Origin of the sequence: Paraburkholderia sp. A3BS-1L (assembly GCF_051125215.1) — a bacterium.
GTDB lineage: Bacteria > Pseudomonadota > Gammaproteobacteria > Burkholderiales > Burkholderiaceae > Paraburkholderia.
Map to the genome: position 1 here is coordinate 907,342 of NZ_CP120445.1, position 14,231 is coordinate 921,572.

The window sequence follows — 14,231 nt, forward strand, 5'->3', positions numbered from 1 at the left end:
GAGAGATTCATGCTTATGAAAGAGCAGGTTGGCCAGTCCAGCGAAGCGACTGCGAACGTGCGGACCCTCGCGGGCCGCGTCGCCCTCATCACCGGAGCAGGCCGTGGCCTCGGTGGCATCATCGCCCGGCATTTCGCGAGAGCGGGCGCGGACATCGTCATCTGCGATGTCAATCTGCCCGCCCTCGAGGAGACGCGGGCAGCCGTCGAAGCCATTGGAGCCCGCTGTATGGCGCTCGGATGTGACATCACGTCGAGCAGCAATGTGAAAGACATGTTCGCCGCGATCGTCGAGCGCTTTGGCACGCTGCACATTCTGGTGAATAACGCGGCGCTGGGACCGACGGCGGCCGACGACGAGGCGCGGCGCAACAAGCACTACGCGTACATCACGACGCCGCAACCCCGGCAGGCCCTTGGTTTCACGAGCGAGATCACGGACGAGGACTGGCATCGCTACTGGGATGTCAATGTGCACGGCATGTTCTACTGCACGCGCGAAGCCCTCAGGTTGATGCAGCCGCAAAGCTATGGCCGCATCGTGAATCTCGCGTCCATCGCGGGAATTTCGCCCATTAGCGCGCACAGTCCGCACTACAGCGCGTCGAAGGGGGCGGTGATCGCGTTCACGAAGTCCGTCGCGGCCGAGGTCGCCGGGGGCAACATTCTTGTCAACGCGCTCGCGCCAGGCGGGGTGCAGACGCCGTTCTTCGAACACTATCTGGGCTCCATAGGCGAAGAGGCGCGCAACCGGTTCTGGCAGGTCATACCGGCCGGGCGGTTTGGCACGATGGACGAATATGCCTCGGTGGCAACGTTCCTCGCAGGCGATCACTACTTTGTCGGGCAGGTCATCAGCCCCAACGGAGGCGCCGTGATCTGAGCGGCGCATGCATGGCGAACACCCCGATCACCGATCGGCGGAATCGCGCGAGGGCAGGGCGGCGCGCGCTCATCCGCTTGATCGGTTCACTCACCCGATCCCACGATGCCACACCATGAAACTGGCCACGTTCAAACGCATGCAGGACAGCACCCGGGAGGACTGGGAGATCATCAAGCCCCAGGCTGCGGAGTACTTTTTCAAACTTCCCGAGCGTGTACTTGCGCACCTGAAGCTGCTGGAAGGGGAATACAGCGGATTTCCGATAGATCGCTACCACCACTGCCTGCAGACCGCCACGATGGCGCTGAAGGATGGCCGTGACGACGAGTACGTGGTTTGCGCACTGCTTCACGATATCGGCGATACGCTCGGCTCGTACAATCACCCAGAGATCGCGGCCGCCATACTCAAACCGTTTGTTTCCGAAGCGAACCTCTGGATGATCGAGCACCACGGCATCGTACAGGGGCACAACTTCTTTCACCATATTGGCATGGACCGCAATATGCGTGAGCAGCTCAGGGCGCATCGCCATTATCAACATACGCTCGAGTTCGTCGATCTCTACGACGACCCTGCGTTCGACCCCTCTGCGGAGACCTGGCCGATCGACGTATTCGAGCCGATTGTGCGTCGGGTGATGAAGGCGCCAAAGCGATCGATCTATAAAACGATTACCGCGGACGCGTGAACGTGTGAATCGATCATCGATCGATGCTTTCAGAGTATCAATCCGAACAGTCTTTTCAGCAGGTCCTCCAGCGACATCATCGTGAGCGCCAGCGGCACGATGGGCACAAGTACCGCGGCTGCGAGGCGAATAATGGCATCTTTGGTAATGGGCGCGATACGCATGGTTCGGACAACGTCGAAACTGTTGGCGAGATCCGCGAGCGACTGAATATCGCCGCTGCCCACCAGCGCCTCGTCATCGGGCGAGCCGCCTCGCAGCCACTTGGCGTCGAATTCGCGCACGTACCGTTGCGCCAGGGTGCCGTATTCACTCAGGCCAGTCCGCTTCGCCTGGGCCAGTTGCGGCGCGAAAACCAGTAACGGACCAAAGACCAGGCACAGCAGGAAGAGCACCATCGTTGCGGTCTCTACCTTGAATTCGGTGAGTGCGACCCCGGCGTAGAAAATGCGGTTGGCGAACTGGGCAGCGAGCATTGCGCCGTGCGCGGCAAGCAGGGGCGTGAAGGCATAGACGGTATTGGCAAGGAATCCCAGACCGCCGACGCGATCGGGATGAGTCGGAACGAGGCTGAGATCGATGCGCGACACTCGCCAGAGAAACCGCATCCAGACGAACAGCCGGAAGTACCAGCGGATCAACAGGAACTGGAATAGCGGAACGCTCACGTAGGCATACCAATATCCGGCGAGCGAAAGTTTCAAGCCTTCTGGCGTGGGTGTTGCGTACCATGTCGAAGTCGCTTGCATTGCGGTGTATTGGCGCCACACGACAAGGATGCCAACACCGTATACCAGCGCGATCATCAGCAGCTCGGCAGCCACGGAGTTGCGCAGACGGAATACCGACCTGATTGCCTCGTCGAACCGCGCCGCCGACGCTTCCGGAATGATCTTGCGGTCGAGGAATGCCCGCGCGATGGGACGCATGCGCCGATGCACCACCAGCTCCGCGATGATCAAAAGCGGCACGGCCACCAGGAAGCGGATGTGAACTTCCAGATCCAGCAGGAATGGCACGGCCACGCGCTTGTCGAGCAAATGCCCGTCCAGCGCGGCTAGCGCCAGGAGCGGTAGCCACGCCGCGAGCGCGATGACGAGAACCCGCTGGCGCACCAGTTCCAGCGCATCGTCGGCCATGCGCGTGCGGCGCAGAAGCTGGAAAAGGGGACCGCCCAGCACCAGCGAAAAATTTTGCGTATCGTTCAGAATATCTGCGGCGGTTGGCGCCGCACGGTCTATTCTTCGTGATCCTGAATGAAATAAGTGATTCATCGCTGGGCACCCTTGCTCTCGAATTCGAGTTCACCTTGGGACCGCACAGGCCTGCTTCAGTGCCACGACGCGCGTGTTGCGGCGTCGATATGCAGTCCGGCTGGCAGGAGTTCGGCACGTGGAAATCGCACGAGTGCGAACGCGCGCATGCGAGGCGGATCACCGGGAATGCGTGCGAGGCGAAACTCCATGATGCGGCTGGCCTGTGTTTCGTCGTTCCTCACCACGTTCATCAGGTCCAGACGGACATTGCGCTGCTCGACGTAGATGTGCTCCGCAGGCGTGGAAAACACCTCGCAGACCCGCTCCAGTTCGAGCTCGATCGCCTCGGTCGGCACGCGAAGCGCCGCCAGTTCGCGCGCGTTTTCTTCGATTTGGGCCTGCAGTCTTTTCAGTTCGTCCGCTGCGGTGTCTGGTGCGTCGCCTACCAGAGAGCGAATACCCGTACCCTGCTGCTCCAGCAACTTCACGCGCGCCTCGAGCAGTTCGCGTCCTTTTTCGACCAGCTCGCGCCGGTCGGCGGCGAGTTTGGCCAGTCCTTCCAGCGCCAGTTGATCGATCAGACGGCGCACGATTTCCTCCCGCAGATCCGGGGCCGAGCGCGCGCAGATGCTGACGCGATGGTCCAGGAAACACAGCTTGGTCTGCGGCACTTCATGACGTACTGAATCGCCTTCCAGGGCGACACCCAGCACGTGCCGCTCCATCATCGCCATCCCGAGCGTGACGTAGGCGTGCGTCATATCAGGATTCTGATCGAAGTATTCGCGTAACGTCTCCGAGCGGCTGAATGCTTTTGGCAGGTCGTCGGACGTCGCAAAGAATGCGCGAATCAACGGATCGGTCGACCACGCTGCCATGTTGGCCTCGTGAGGCGCGGGCAACGAACCGGTCAGATCGTCGATGTAGCGAAGCGAGAGGCGGATCGATTCGCCAAGGCGTTTGCGGTAATGCTGCGCCAACCGCAGACGGGGCTCCATGGCGACGACACGTTCGATCATTTCGTCCACGCGGGCGCCCTCATCACGCGCGCCCGGGGCTCGTGAGGGACTCATAAAGCGAGCTAGCAAACCCATATCGCTACCTTTCAAGGGTGTCGTGCAACCAGGACCGCCTGCAACGTCGGCTATCCCACGGACCCGCCTGGCGCAATGAAGAACCGCGCATCGGAAACCGGGAAACCGTTCGCCTTCACTCTAGTATTTCGTCCCTCCGGCTCGTTGATCTCCGTCAATCGCGCGCCTTCGCCGCAAACGTCGCGATTATCGGGCGGCGATGCGTGGTCACCGGTCGAACCAGCGATATTGAAGCGCCACCGTCACGATCTGGTAATTGCCCGCCGCCCGCGTGACGAAGCCGCGCGACCAGGCGAGCTTGGCCGACCAGCCGCGCGCGATCGGCACCGCGAGCGTGACGCCGCCGCGCAGGTTCGCCTGGGAACCGCCGCTCGACGCACCATCCACACTCGCGCCGCCGCCCAAGGCATAACCGAGATCGACGGCAAGCCATAAGCCGGGGCGGAAGGTGTAGCCGCCATGGAACTGCGTGAACGCGAGCGGCGCCTGGCTGCGCTCATGTCCGTTGACGAAGTTCGTGTTGGCGGTGAAGAAGAAAACGCCCGCCGAAGCCTCGAAGAACCAGTTTCCCCACGGCTGCGATACGCCGATTTCAGGTCTGAACGCCCAGCGATTGTTTCCCAGGTTGACGAGACGCCAGGGAGCGTACTGGCCAGTGGGCGCCTGGACCGTCAGGCTGATGCCCAGCGAAGTGCGAGGCGGCGCTTGCGCGAATTCCTCGGGCGAAAGCGGGGGATTGCCGAACAGGTTGAAGGCGAATCGCATCTGCATGTCGCCCATGCCGCCGCGGTGGATCTGGGTCGGCGCGTCGATGACGAGCCCGCTCAGGTCCCCGCGCTGGAACGGAACGACCAGGCCAAACGACGCCGTGTGACCGGCGAGCGCGAATGTGCGCACGTAGCCGAGCACAAAATTGTCGACTTGCGCGCGTACGCCGCTCACCGGGAGGGAAGGGTCGGTGAGAACGTCTCCGCTCACGTGCGAGTAGCCGGCGACAATGAAATTCGTGCCGACCGGGGAGGCGGAATAGGCTCGCGGCTCCAGTTCCTGGGCGTGCGGCGCACCCGCCTGCCAGAGCAGCACGGCGGTGCCGAAGCACGCATGCCTCCAGTGAGCGGCTCGCCTGCTCATCGCAGTTCAGATCGGAGTATCGGGAATGGTGCCGTGCGGCGCTGCACGGCGAGGTCCAGCATAGCAGTGCCATTCGACACGATGAATAAGACTTTGGTCGGATCCCTGCTAGTGACGTTCGGCGCTTAGCGCGCAGCGGCGGGCGCCGGTTCGGCGTCCGCGCCCCTTACCGCCATCGCGGCTTTCACTGGAGGCATGATGCGCTACGGCGTTAGCCGGCCGCTACCGCGCGATACTGGATGCCGGGCTCGGTGATGCTGATGCGGGTGCCGGCCTGGCGCGTCGTAATCGCAACGATGTCCGATAACGAACCGATCACCGCGTCCTTGCCGGTATTGCGCGCGAACTCGATCGCCGCCTGGATCTTCGGCCCCATCGATCCCGCAGCGAAGCCCAGCTTCTCGAGCGCGTCGGGGTGGGCCTGCGCGATGGCCTTCTGGCCCGGCTGGCCCCAGTCGACATAGGCCGCATCGACATCGGTGGCGATGATCAGCAGGTCGGCGTCCAGCTCTTCGGCAAGCAGCGCGGAACACAGGTCCTTGTCGATCACGGCTTCGACTCCGGTCAAATGCTCGCGCGCCTCGTCGTAGCAGGTCGGTATGCCGCCGCCGCCCGCGCAGATGACGATCGTGCCGTGGTCGAGCAGCCACTTGACCGGCCGGATTTCGAAGATGTGCTTCGGCCGGGGGCTCGCAACGACGCGCCGAAACTTGTCGCCGTCCGGCGCGATGCTCCAGCCGCGTTCCTTGGCAAGACGCTCGGCCTCCGCTTTGTCATAGACCGGGCCGATCGGCTTGGTCGGGTTGCGGAACGCGGGATCGTGCGCGTCGACTTCGACCTGGGTCAGGATCGTCGCGAACGGGACTTCATAGGGCAGCAGGTTGCCGAGCTCCTGTTCGATCAGATAGCCGATCATGCCTTCGGTCTGCGCGCCGAGCACGTCGAGCGGATAGGTTTCGACTTCCTTGTAGGCCGCGCCCTGCAGCGCGAGCAGGCCGACTTGCGGGCCGTTGCCGTGCGCGATCACCAGCTCGTTGTCTGGCGCGATCTGCGCGATCTGCTGCGCTGCGATTCGCACGTTTTCGCGCTGCTTTTCGGCGGTCATCGGCTCGCCGCGCCGCAAGAGGGCGTTCCCGCCCAAGGCTATGACGATACGCATCATGCTGCCCCTTTCAAAATTCGTTTCGATGGCGCGCTGCGCGCCCTTTCATCGGGCGCGCAGCGTCAGCCGGGGCCACGCGGCTCAGAGGTCGGCAAGCGTGGAGACGAGGATCGCCTTGATCGTGTGCATACGGTTCTCGGCTTGCTCGAAGGCGATATTGAGCGGCGACTCGAAGACATCCTCGGTCACTTCGATCCCGTTAGCGAGCGCCGGGTACTGCTGGGCGATCTTCTTGCCGACCTCAGTCTCGCTGTTATGGAACGCGGGCAGGCAGTGCATGAACTTCACCTGCGCGTTTTGCGCGGCTTTCATCAACGCCATGTTGACCTGGTAAGGCAGCAGCTCGCCGATGCGCTCGCCCCACGCCTCGACCGGTTCACCCATCGAAACCCAGACGTCCGTATGCACGAAGTCCACGCCATTGACGGCGGCCTGCGCATCCTCGGTCAGCGTCAGACGGGCGCCGCTTTCGGCGGCAAAGTGCTGGCAAGCCTCGATGTGCTCCGCGTTCGGCCAAAGCGCCTTTGGTGCGCCGATACGCACGTCCATGCCGAGCTTCGCACCGATCAGGAGCAGCGAGTTGCCCATGTTGTTGCGCGCGTCGCCGAGGTACGCATAGCTGATCTGGGGCAGCGGCTTGTCGCTGTGTTCGCGCATCGTCAGTACGTCGGCGAGCATCTGGGTCGGGTGATATTCGTCTGTGAGACCGTTGAACACCGGCACACCCGCGTACTTCGCCAGCTCTTCGACGATGTCCTGCCTGAAGCCCCGGTACTCGATGGCGTCGTACATGCGGCCGAGCACGCGAGCCGTGTCCTTCATGCTCTCTTTGTGGCCGATCTGCGAGGAATGCGGATCGATGTAGGTGACGTTCGCGCCCTGGTCGTAGGCGGCCACCTCGAATGCACAGCGCGTGCGCGTGGACGTTTTCTCGAAGATCAGCGCGATGTTCACGCCCTTCAGATGCTGCTGCTCGGTGCCCGTGTACTTGGCGCGCTTAAGGTCGCGCGAGAGGTCGAGGAGATACCGCAGCTCGCGGGGCGTGTGATGCATCAGGCTGAGGAGACTTCGATTGCGCAAATTGAAACTCATAGCGGTTCTCCAACGTAATAGGGCCGGCGGGAAGCAAGTTGTCGAGTGCTGGGCCCGTTGTCGGCGGGGGCGGGCCCAGGTGCGCGGGCAGGTGCGTGGGTGATTCAGTAATCGATCGGGTCGCGCGCGATCGGGCATGTCATGCAGTGGCCGCCGCCCCGGCCGCGGCCCAGCTCGCTCGCGCTGATCGTGATGACCTCGACGCCAGCCTTGCGCAACAGCGTGTTCGTGTAGGTGTTGCGGTCGTAGCCGACGACCACGCCGGGCTCGAGGCAGACGACGTTATTGCCGTCGTCCCATTGCTCGCGCTCGGCAGCGAAGCTATTGCCGCCCGTCTCCACGACGCGCAGTTTCGGAAGACCGAGCGCTTCCCCCACGACGTCGATGAACGGCTTTCCCTCGTGGCGGATGCTCAGATTCGAAGGCTGCGATTCGTCGGGCCGCACCGAGAACGCGACGATTTCGTTCACGACTTCTGGGAACACCGTGACGAGATCGCGATCGCAGAACGTGAATACCGTGTCCAGATGCATGGCCGCGCGGGATTTCGGCAATCCGGCGACGATGATGCGCTGTGCCGCGCCCTTCGCGAACAGGCTCTGCGCAAGCGCGCCGATGGCCTGCCGCGACGTGCGCTCGCCCATGCCGATCAGGACGATGCCGCGGCCGATCGGCATCACGTCGCCGCCTTCGAGCGTCGCCGCGCCGTGATCCTCGTCCGGGTCGCCGTACCAGAACTCGAACGGTTGATCGGCGAAGTCGGGATGGAACTTGTAGATCGCCGTCGTCAGCAGCGTTTCCTGCCTGCGGGCTGGCCAGTACATCGGGTTGAGGCTCACGCCTCCATAGATCCAGCAGGTCGTATCGCGCGTGAAGAGCGTGTTCGGCAGCGGCGGCAGCACGAAGCTCGAGTAACCCAGATACTGGCGAAACAACTTGAGGGCGTTGCTATGGGCAGTGTCGGGAATGTCCTCCGCGACGACGCCGCCTATCAGAAACTCGGCCTGCTTGCGCGGCTCGAGGCTTTCCATCCACGACCGAACCTCGCTGGCGAGGCCGACGCCGACCGTGTTCGGGCGCACCTTCCGGTCGAGGATCCACTTCAGCGCTTCCGGGTTCTGCACCGTCTCTGTGAGAAGGTTGTGCATCTCCAGCACTTCGACATCGCGCTCGCGCATCTTGGTGACGAAGTCGAAATGATCGCGCTTGGCCTGGTTGAGCCAGATGACGTCATCGAAGAGCAACTCGTCGCAATTGCTCGGCGTCAGGCGCTGGTGCGCAAGGCCGGGCGAGCACACCATCACCTTGCGCAGCTTGCCTGCTTCGGAATGAACGCCATATCGGGGTGTTTCCGTGCCCATCATGTCTCTCCTGAATTTAAAGCGTGAGGTATCCCCGGTACAGGCCGAATGCGGCGGCGACTGCGCCGACCACGACCACCGCGAAAATGAGTTTCTCGAGCTGTGTGAAGACCGGTTGCCCGGCTTCGCGCTTCGCCTTGGCGAACAGCAGGACGCCCGGCGCATAAAGCAGCGCCGATAGCAGGACGTACTTGAGCCCGCCCGCGTAGAGCAGCCAGAGCGCGTAGAGCACCGAGATCGCCGAGATCACGAGGTCCTTCGTGCGCTCCTTCGGTTCGCGCTCATAAGACTCACCGCGCCACGCGAGGAGCAGTGCATAGGCCGCCGACCAAAAGTACGGCAGCAGGATCATGGACGTTGCCAGGTAGATCAGGGACAGGTAAGTTCCCTTCGAGAACAGCGTGATCAGCAGAAACAGCTGGGTCAGGCCATTGGTCAGCCAGAGCGCGTTCGTCGGCACATGCTTCGCGTTCTCCTTGCGCACGAACCTGGGCATCGTGCTGTCGCGCGCCGCGGAGAAGATGATTTCGGCGCACAGCAGCACCCACGACAGCAGCGCGCCGGCCAGCGAGATTACGAGCCCCACGCTGATCAGGATGGCGCCCCAGTGGCCAACGACATGCTCGAGCACGCCGGCCATCGACGGGTTTTGCAAGGCGGCGAGCTGCGGCTGGGTCATGATGCCGAGCGACAGGATGTTCACCAGCACGAGCACGAGCAGCACGCCCACGAAACCGACGACGGTTGCCTTGCCGACATCGGTGCGCCTTTCCGCGCGCGCGGAGAAGATACTTGCGCCTTCGATCCCGATGAACACCCAGACGGTCACCAGCATCATGTTGCGGACCTGATTCGTTATGCTGCCGAGCTTCGGATTGCCCAATCCGAAGAAGTCGCTCGCGAAGATGCGCGACTTGAAAGCGAAGGCGCAGATCAGAATGAACAGGACGATTGGGACGATCTTTGCAATCGTGGTGATCAGATTGACGAAGGCTGCTTCCTTGATGCCTCGCAGCACGAGGAAATGCACGCCCCACAGCAGCACGGACGCGCACACGATGGCGATTGGCGTGTTGCCTTCGCCGAAGACCGGGAAAAAATATCCGAAGGTGCTGAAGAGGAGAACAAAGTAGCCGACGTTGCCGAGCCACGCGCTGATCCAGTATCCCCACGCGGAGGAAAAGCCCATGTAGTCGCCGAAGCCTTCCTTCGCGTAGATGTAGACGCCGCCGTCGAGCTCGGGCTTGCGGTTGGCGAGCGTCTGGAAGACGAACGCAAGGGTCAGCATGCCGACCGCCGTAATGGCCCAGCCGATCAGCACGGCGCCGGCGTCTGCGCTGACCGCCATGTTTTGAGGCAAAGAGAAGATGCCGCCGCCGATCATCGAACCCACGACCAGCGCGGTTAGCGCACCCAGGCGCAGTTTCGGGGCGGGCGCGGCAGTGACGGCTGGCTTGGCCGCCGGGCCGGAGCCGGTTGCAGACGCGGAATCAGACATGAAATGCCTCCTTCAATCAGATAACAGGGACTTTCTGGCTCACCTGGTTTTTCCAAAGAATTTGTTATCTAACATCGATATTTCCAATATTTAATTGGATTGCTAAACAAAATAGCGTTGCGGATAAAAGATTTAAAAAAGCGACATTTAGATCGATGATGGCAACGCGATACTTTTGCCATTTGATCGAAATCAATTGCTGGCGGAGTTGCTGGCGTGGGCCCATGGCGTCTATTGCTGCGATGCGCCGCATTTCACGGCATTTCACGACCTTGCATGGGCCCTTGCACGGACGCTCGCAGGCGGGTTTTACACGAGCGCAGGAATGGTTACTCCGGCAAGGCGGCAGCGCGGAAGAACGCGCTCGCGTCCGCGTCGAGTTTTCCAAACGATCTTTCGTATACGGCCGCGAACTCCGCAGACCCGTAAAGCCGGCTGAGCGTGCGGTCTATCAGCAAGCGCAGATCGTCGTCGCCGCGCGCCATGCCGATTGCCACGGAAACCCGCGTGAATCGCCGGTCGAGAACGACCAGTTCGCCCGCGGCAGGACTGTCGTGCGCCGCAGCAAAGAGCAGGGCACGGTCCGCGAAAAAGACGTTCGATCGACGGTCAATCACCTTCTCCAAACCTGCCTCCATCGAGGTGACGGGAACGACCGTCGCGGAAACCTCGAGCTCGCCGAGCTTGCCGGAAAGCCATCGCTGTGCCGGAGAATCCGCGATGACCGAGACCGTCTGCCGCGACAGCAATTGCGCGGGCGACGCGCGCCAGACCGGATGGGATACCCGTTCGCCAGAAAGAATCTCGCGGAGTCCGGAAGGCGCATCGGTGCGCAGAAGCGCCCCGATTCCGCCTGGATAGACAGGAATGGAGAAAGACATTCCCGCTCTGTTCGTCAGCGTGTCGGGTGCTCCACATACGAGATCGACACGTTTTTCATGCAGTGCGCGTATGTCTTCGCCTGACGAGAGGGGGACCCACTGGGTCTTGAGCGCGGCCAGTCCCGCCTCGCTTCTGATCTGTTCTGCAATCTTCTGGCACAGCGCAACCGTGTAGCCGGTCACCTGCCCGGCAGCGTTCTGATAAGCAAACGGACGCGCGCCACTGAGATAGCCCATGCGGATCGTGCCCGATTGCTCGATCCGAGCGATCGTCACACTCGTCGTTTGTTCACGCGCTCGCGCCGGATGCGGCATCAATGCCGAAAGCGCCAGCAGGCCGATGGTGATCGCGGCGATAGTCGGGCCCGCAGCCGTGCGCGGCGCGGAAGCCGGCGCGCCGGTGCGATTGACGGCGAAACCATATATCGCGTAGCCGATCGCCATGACCAGCATTGCGCCCATCACGGCATTCGTGCCTGAAGCGTAGATGGCATAAATCGAATACGCGAGCGCCACCAGCGTCACCGTCGCGTTAAGCCGGAACTTTGCCGACTCCGTGCCGGCGGTGCGCATCATCACAAACAACGCGGAGAGCGACACGACATACGGAACCACGTTGGTGACCACGGCCAGGTTGACGAGCGCAGCAAACTGTTCGCTCAGGTTGGGCGAAATCGTGGACACGGCCATCATCGACTGCACGATCCCCATGATCACCATGCCGGCAACAGGAGCGCCCGCACGATTCGCCTTGCCGAAAACGGCGGGGAACATCTGGCTATCGGCGGCGTTCTTGGCCGTTTGCGCGAGGGTGAACTGCCAGCCCAGCAAGGAGCCGATGCACGCCATGGCAGCGAGGGCCATGACGATCGAACCCACGGCAGGACTGAACATGCGGGCAAAGGCGAGGCCGAACGGTCCTGTCGATCGGGCGAGATCGGCATTGGGCACGATGCCCTGGATCACCGCGGTGGAGAGAATGTAGATGACCGCCGCGCCCAGTGTGCCGAACATGCACGCCAACGGCACATCGCGCGCGGGGTTCTCGACAGCCGACGAGTTCTGCACCGCCGATTCCATGCCAAGGAACGCCCACAGCGTGAGCGCGATGCTCGAACCCATGCCTTCCACGAGGCGCAGCCCCTTCGGGTTCCATGCAGCAGCGAAGGTCGCGCCGTGAAACCAGAACCAGCCAGCAACCGAGATGAAACCTACCGGCAGAATGACGCCCCAAACGGTGAGCGCGCCGATACGTCCGGTGATTTTCGGGCCGCCGAAGTTCGCCAGCGTGGTGAGCCACAGCAGCGCGATCACGCCGAGGCAGGTCGCGACTGGCGAGGAGGTGAGCACCGGGAAGAATGCGGCGAGATAGCCGAGCGCGGAGCTTGCGACCGCTACGTTCGCAATGGCGATAGAGAGGAAGTAGAGGAAGAAGACCTGAAAATAGCCGTCCTTGCCATACGCCTCCTCGGCGTACGCGGCCATGCCGCCGGCGCGCTGATTCAATAGCCCGGCTTGCGCAAAGCCCCAGGCAATGGCGAGCGAGCCGATGGCGGTGACAAGCCACGACAGCAACGAAATCGCGCCGACCTGCGCCATATTGGCGGGCAGCATGATGATGCCCGAACCCATCATGTTGACGGTGACGATGAACGTCAGTTGTACGACGTTCATCTTTTTGGGTTGATCGGCCATGGTGATTCTCCCGCTCGCTGGCACCGGCGCCAGGCTCGGAACGCTCCGAGCCTGTGTGAACGTTAGGGCGGCGGCCAATGCGCCCATTGATATAGGTCAAGCGGGTAGGTCGAGCGCCAGGATGATGCATGATTCCGGCTTCGCGCGTTGAGCACGGAGGAAGTGCGGCAGACGGTTCAGGGTTTTCGCCTTGCGGCGCGTCGGGCGATCGAAGCCGGTGCTGCGATTGCTGGATGCCGGGGGTGAATGGTTTCGCCTCGATTGAGCATGCCGATGAACTCCTCGATCTTGCGCGCCCGCGTTGCGGGCTTTTTGGCATGCTGGATACGAAACAGGATGGCGTAGCGGTTGCGGGCGTTCAGCGTTGCAAAGAACGCGCTGGCCTTGGGATTGGCATGCAGTGCGGCCTGCAGGTCGTCCGGCACGACCGAGTTGCTGGCCGACGTATAGGCCGCCGCCCAGCGGCCATCCTCTTTGGCTTTCTCGATCTCCCGCAGGCCCGCGGGAAGCATTCTGCCCGCGGCGATCAGCGCTTCGGCGCGGTCTTTGTTGAGCCTCGACCAGATACTTTTTGCGGAGCGCCGAGTGAAGCGTTGCAACCAGTATTCTTCGCTTTCGCTCTGTTTTTGACCGTCGATCCAGCCATGACAAAGGGCGCTTTCCAGCGCCTGTTCGTAAGTCAAGGTTTGCTTACCGGCGCCCTTTTTGGCCAGGCGCAGCCAGATCCCGGTCGAAGTGCCGCCGTTTTGCGTCAACCAGTGTTCCCATTCGTTCTGATCGAGGAAGGTCAGACGAGGCTCAGTCATCGAGGAACCGAAGGGTTGCGTTCATGCAGCGAGATGTTTTCGTTCACTGAAACCTCGCGGATTACCGGTTTGCGCGGATTTGGGAGTAGCCGATTTATCGACGATTCAGCGTGTATCCGCCGGAGGGAGGGTGGTGGCCTTTCTGGCGAGACTCAAAATGTCTTCACGAAGGGCGTGGCATGAATGATTACTTTCGGGTTAATCCGTTGATCCGAGACCTCGATGCTTGCCTCGAATAATTTGCGGGACAGACCATTCTTCACCGCATCCACACGGTACTGAATTTCCTTTAGCCGAAGCGTCCGGGAATGAGTCATTGTTACTGTTGTGAGCCAAAGCTCCGTGTCTGATGGTTTTAGCTCAACAAGCTCTCTGAGATATCGTTCTATACCTAAGCGCTGAAACTGCTGATTCACTTCTTCCGGGGCGTAGCGAATAGCATGTGGGCTTTCAAATCCCGTGCCGCCACCTTGACTGTGTGATCTCTGCCAGCCAGCCAATCCCACTTCGATGCCCGGAAACAAGAGCTTCTCGTATCCCTGCCTGCCTTGTGAAAGTCCTAGGCGGCTCTGTATGACGGTTGCTCCAAGTGCGTCCTTGAACGTTCGCTCGCTGAAGTGCATGTTGACCTCTTCGCCGTCCGGTAGTTGGTAATGTAGGTAAACGATTTGCCTCATGC

At 61.8% G+C, this 14,231-nt stretch carries 13 protein-coding genes; 2 read left to right on the forward strand and 11 right to left on the reverse strand.

Annotated features, from left to right (window positions below; genetic code table 11):
• Positions 1-9 precede the first annotated feature (9 nt).
• Both P5W99_RS34825 and P5W99_RS34830 read left to right on the forward strand, forming a co-directional pair.
• On the forward strand, positions 10-882 hold the full coding sequence (locus tag P5W99_RS34825) for an SDR family NAD(P)-dependent oxidoreductase (RefSeq protein WP_421028336.1): 873 nt from the start codon (positions 10-12) through the stop codon (positions 880-882).
• Between the two features lie 115 nt (positions 883-997).
• A complete protein-coding gene (locus P5W99_RS34830; RefSeq protein WP_421028337.1) occupies positions 998-1,576 on the forward strand; it encodes an HD domain-containing protein in 579 nt (192 codons plus the stop codon).
• A 29-nt stretch (positions 1,577-1,605) separates the two neighbouring features.
• Here the strand turns inward: P5W99_RS34830 and P5W99_RS34835 are convergent, their stop codons facing one another.
• The 11 genes from P5W99_RS34835 to P5W99_RS34885 form a co-directional block, all read right to left on the reverse strand.
• A complete protein-coding gene (locus P5W99_RS34835) occupies positions 1,606-2,850 on the reverse strand; it encodes a hypothetical protein (protein ID WP_421028338.1) in 1,245 nt (414 codons plus the stop codon).
• 56 nt (positions 2,851-2,906) lie between these two features.
• Positions 2,907-3,851, reverse strand: coding sequence for a hypothetical protein (locus tag P5W99_RS34840; protein ID WP_421028769.1), 945 nt, complete (start codon positions 3,849-3,851; stop codon positions 2,907-2,909).
• Between the two features lie 282 nt (positions 3,852-4,133).
• The gene (locus P5W99_RS34845; RefSeq protein WP_421028339.1) at positions 4,134-5,057 is read right to left on the reverse strand and encodes a transporter; all 924 of its coding nucleotides are present in this window, start codon (positions 5,055-5,057) and stop codon (positions 4,134-4,136) included.
• A 211-nt stretch (positions 5,058-5,268) separates the two neighbouring features.
• Positions 5,269-6,219, reverse strand: a complete 951-nt coding sequence (arcC, locus tag P5W99_RS34850) for a carbamate kinase (RefSeq protein WP_434665852.1) — start codon at positions 6,217-6,219, stop codon at positions 5,269-5,271.
• 81 nt (positions 6,220-6,300) lie between these two features.
• Entirely contained in the window at positions 6,301-7,311 is a 1,011-nt protein-coding gene (locus tag P5W99_RS34855; RefSeq protein WP_421028340.1) for an ornithine carbamoyltransferase, read from the reverse strand.
• A gap of 104 nt (positions 7,312-7,415) precedes the next feature.
• Positions 7,416-8,672 carry an arginine deiminase gene (gene arcA / locus P5W99_RS34860; protein ID WP_421028771.1) on the reverse strand — a complete coding sequence of 419 codons (1,257 nt, stop codon included), beginning with the start codon at positions 8,670-8,672 and terminating at the stop codon, positions 7,416-7,418.
• Between the two features lie 16 nt (positions 8,673-8,688).
• A complete protein-coding gene (gene arcD, locus P5W99_RS34865) occupies positions 8,689-10,170 on the reverse strand; it encodes an arginine-ornithine antiporter (protein WP_421028341.1) in 1,482 nt (493 codons plus the stop codon).
• A gap of 64 nt (positions 10,171-10,234) precedes the next feature.
• Positions 10,235-10,438 (reverse strand): hypothetical protein, encoded by a 204-nt coding sequence (locus P5W99_RS34870; protein ID WP_421042648.1) that lies wholly within the window; start codon positions 10,436-10,438, stop codon positions 10,235-10,237.
• A gap of 61 nt (positions 10,439-10,499) precedes the next feature.
• Complete coding sequence (potE, locus tag P5W99_RS34875; protein ID WP_421028343.1) at positions 10,500-12,746, reverse strand: putrescine-ornithine antiporter; 2,247 nt, start codon at positions 12,744-12,746, stop codon at positions 10,500-10,502.
• A gap of 176 nt (positions 12,747-12,922) precedes the next feature.
• Positions 12,923-13,552: a YdeI/OmpD-associated family protein gene (locus P5W99_RS34880; protein WP_421028344.1), complete on the reverse strand. Its 630-nt coding sequence runs from the start codon at positions 13,550-13,552 to the stop codon at positions 12,923-12,925.
• A gap of 152 nt (positions 13,553-13,704) precedes the next feature.
• The gene (locus tag P5W99_RS34885) at positions 13,705-14,229 is read right to left on the reverse strand and encodes a polymorphic toxin type 4 domain-containing protein (protein ID WP_421028345.1); all 525 of its coding nucleotides are present in this window, start codon (positions 14,227-14,229) and stop codon (positions 13,705-13,707) included.
• Positions 14,230-14,231 lie beyond the last annotated feature (2 nt).

Excerpts from the sequence above, each read along its gene's own strand:
- P5W99_RS34825 (WP_421028336.1), top strand. The coding sequence starts at position 10 with ATGCTTATGAAAGAGCAGGTTGGCCAGTCCAGCGAAGCGACTGCGAAC.
- P5W99_RS34830 (WP_421028337.1), top strand. The coding sequence starts at position 998 with ATGAAACTGGCCACGTTCAAACGCATGCAGGACAGCACCCGGGAGGAC.
- P5W99_RS34835 (WP_421028338.1), bottom strand. The coding sequence starts at position 2,850 with ATGAATCACTTATTTCATTCAGGATCACGAAGAATAGACCGTGCGGCG.
- P5W99_RS34840 (WP_421028769.1), bottom strand. The coding sequence starts at position 3,851 with ATGATCGAACGTGTCGTCGCCATGGAGCCCCGTCTGCGGTTGGCGCAG.
- P5W99_RS34845 (WP_421028339.1), bottom strand. The coding sequence starts at position 5,057 with ATGAGCAGGCGAGCCGCTCACTGGAGGCATGCGTGCTTCGGCACCGCC.
- arcC (WP_434665852.1), bottom strand. The coding sequence starts at position 6,219 with ATGATGCGTATCGTCATAGCCTTGGGCGGGAACGCCCTCTTGCGGCGC.
- P5W99_RS34855 (WP_421028340.1), bottom strand. The coding sequence starts at position 7,311 with ATGAGTTTCAATTTGCGCAATCGAAGTCTCCTCAGCCTGATGCATCAC.
- arcA (WP_421028771.1), bottom strand. The coding sequence starts at position 8,672 with ATGGGCACGGAAACACCCCGATATGGCGTTCATTCCGAAGCAGGCAAG.
- arcD (WP_421028341.1), bottom strand. The coding sequence starts at position 10,170 with ATGTCTGATTCCGCGTCTGCAACCGGCTCCGGCCCGGCGGCCAAGCCA.
- potE (WP_421028343.1), bottom strand. The coding sequence starts at position 12,746 with ATGGCCGATCAACCCAAAAAGATGAACGTCGTACAACTGACGTTCATC.
- P5W99_RS34880 (WP_421028344.1), bottom strand. The coding sequence starts at position 13,552 with ATGACTGAGCCTCGTCTGACCTTCCTCGATCAGAACGAATGGGAACAC.
- P5W99_RS34885 (WP_421028345.1), bottom strand. The coding sequence starts at position 14,229 with ATGAGGCAAATCGTTTACCTACATTACCAACTACCGGACGGCGAAGAG.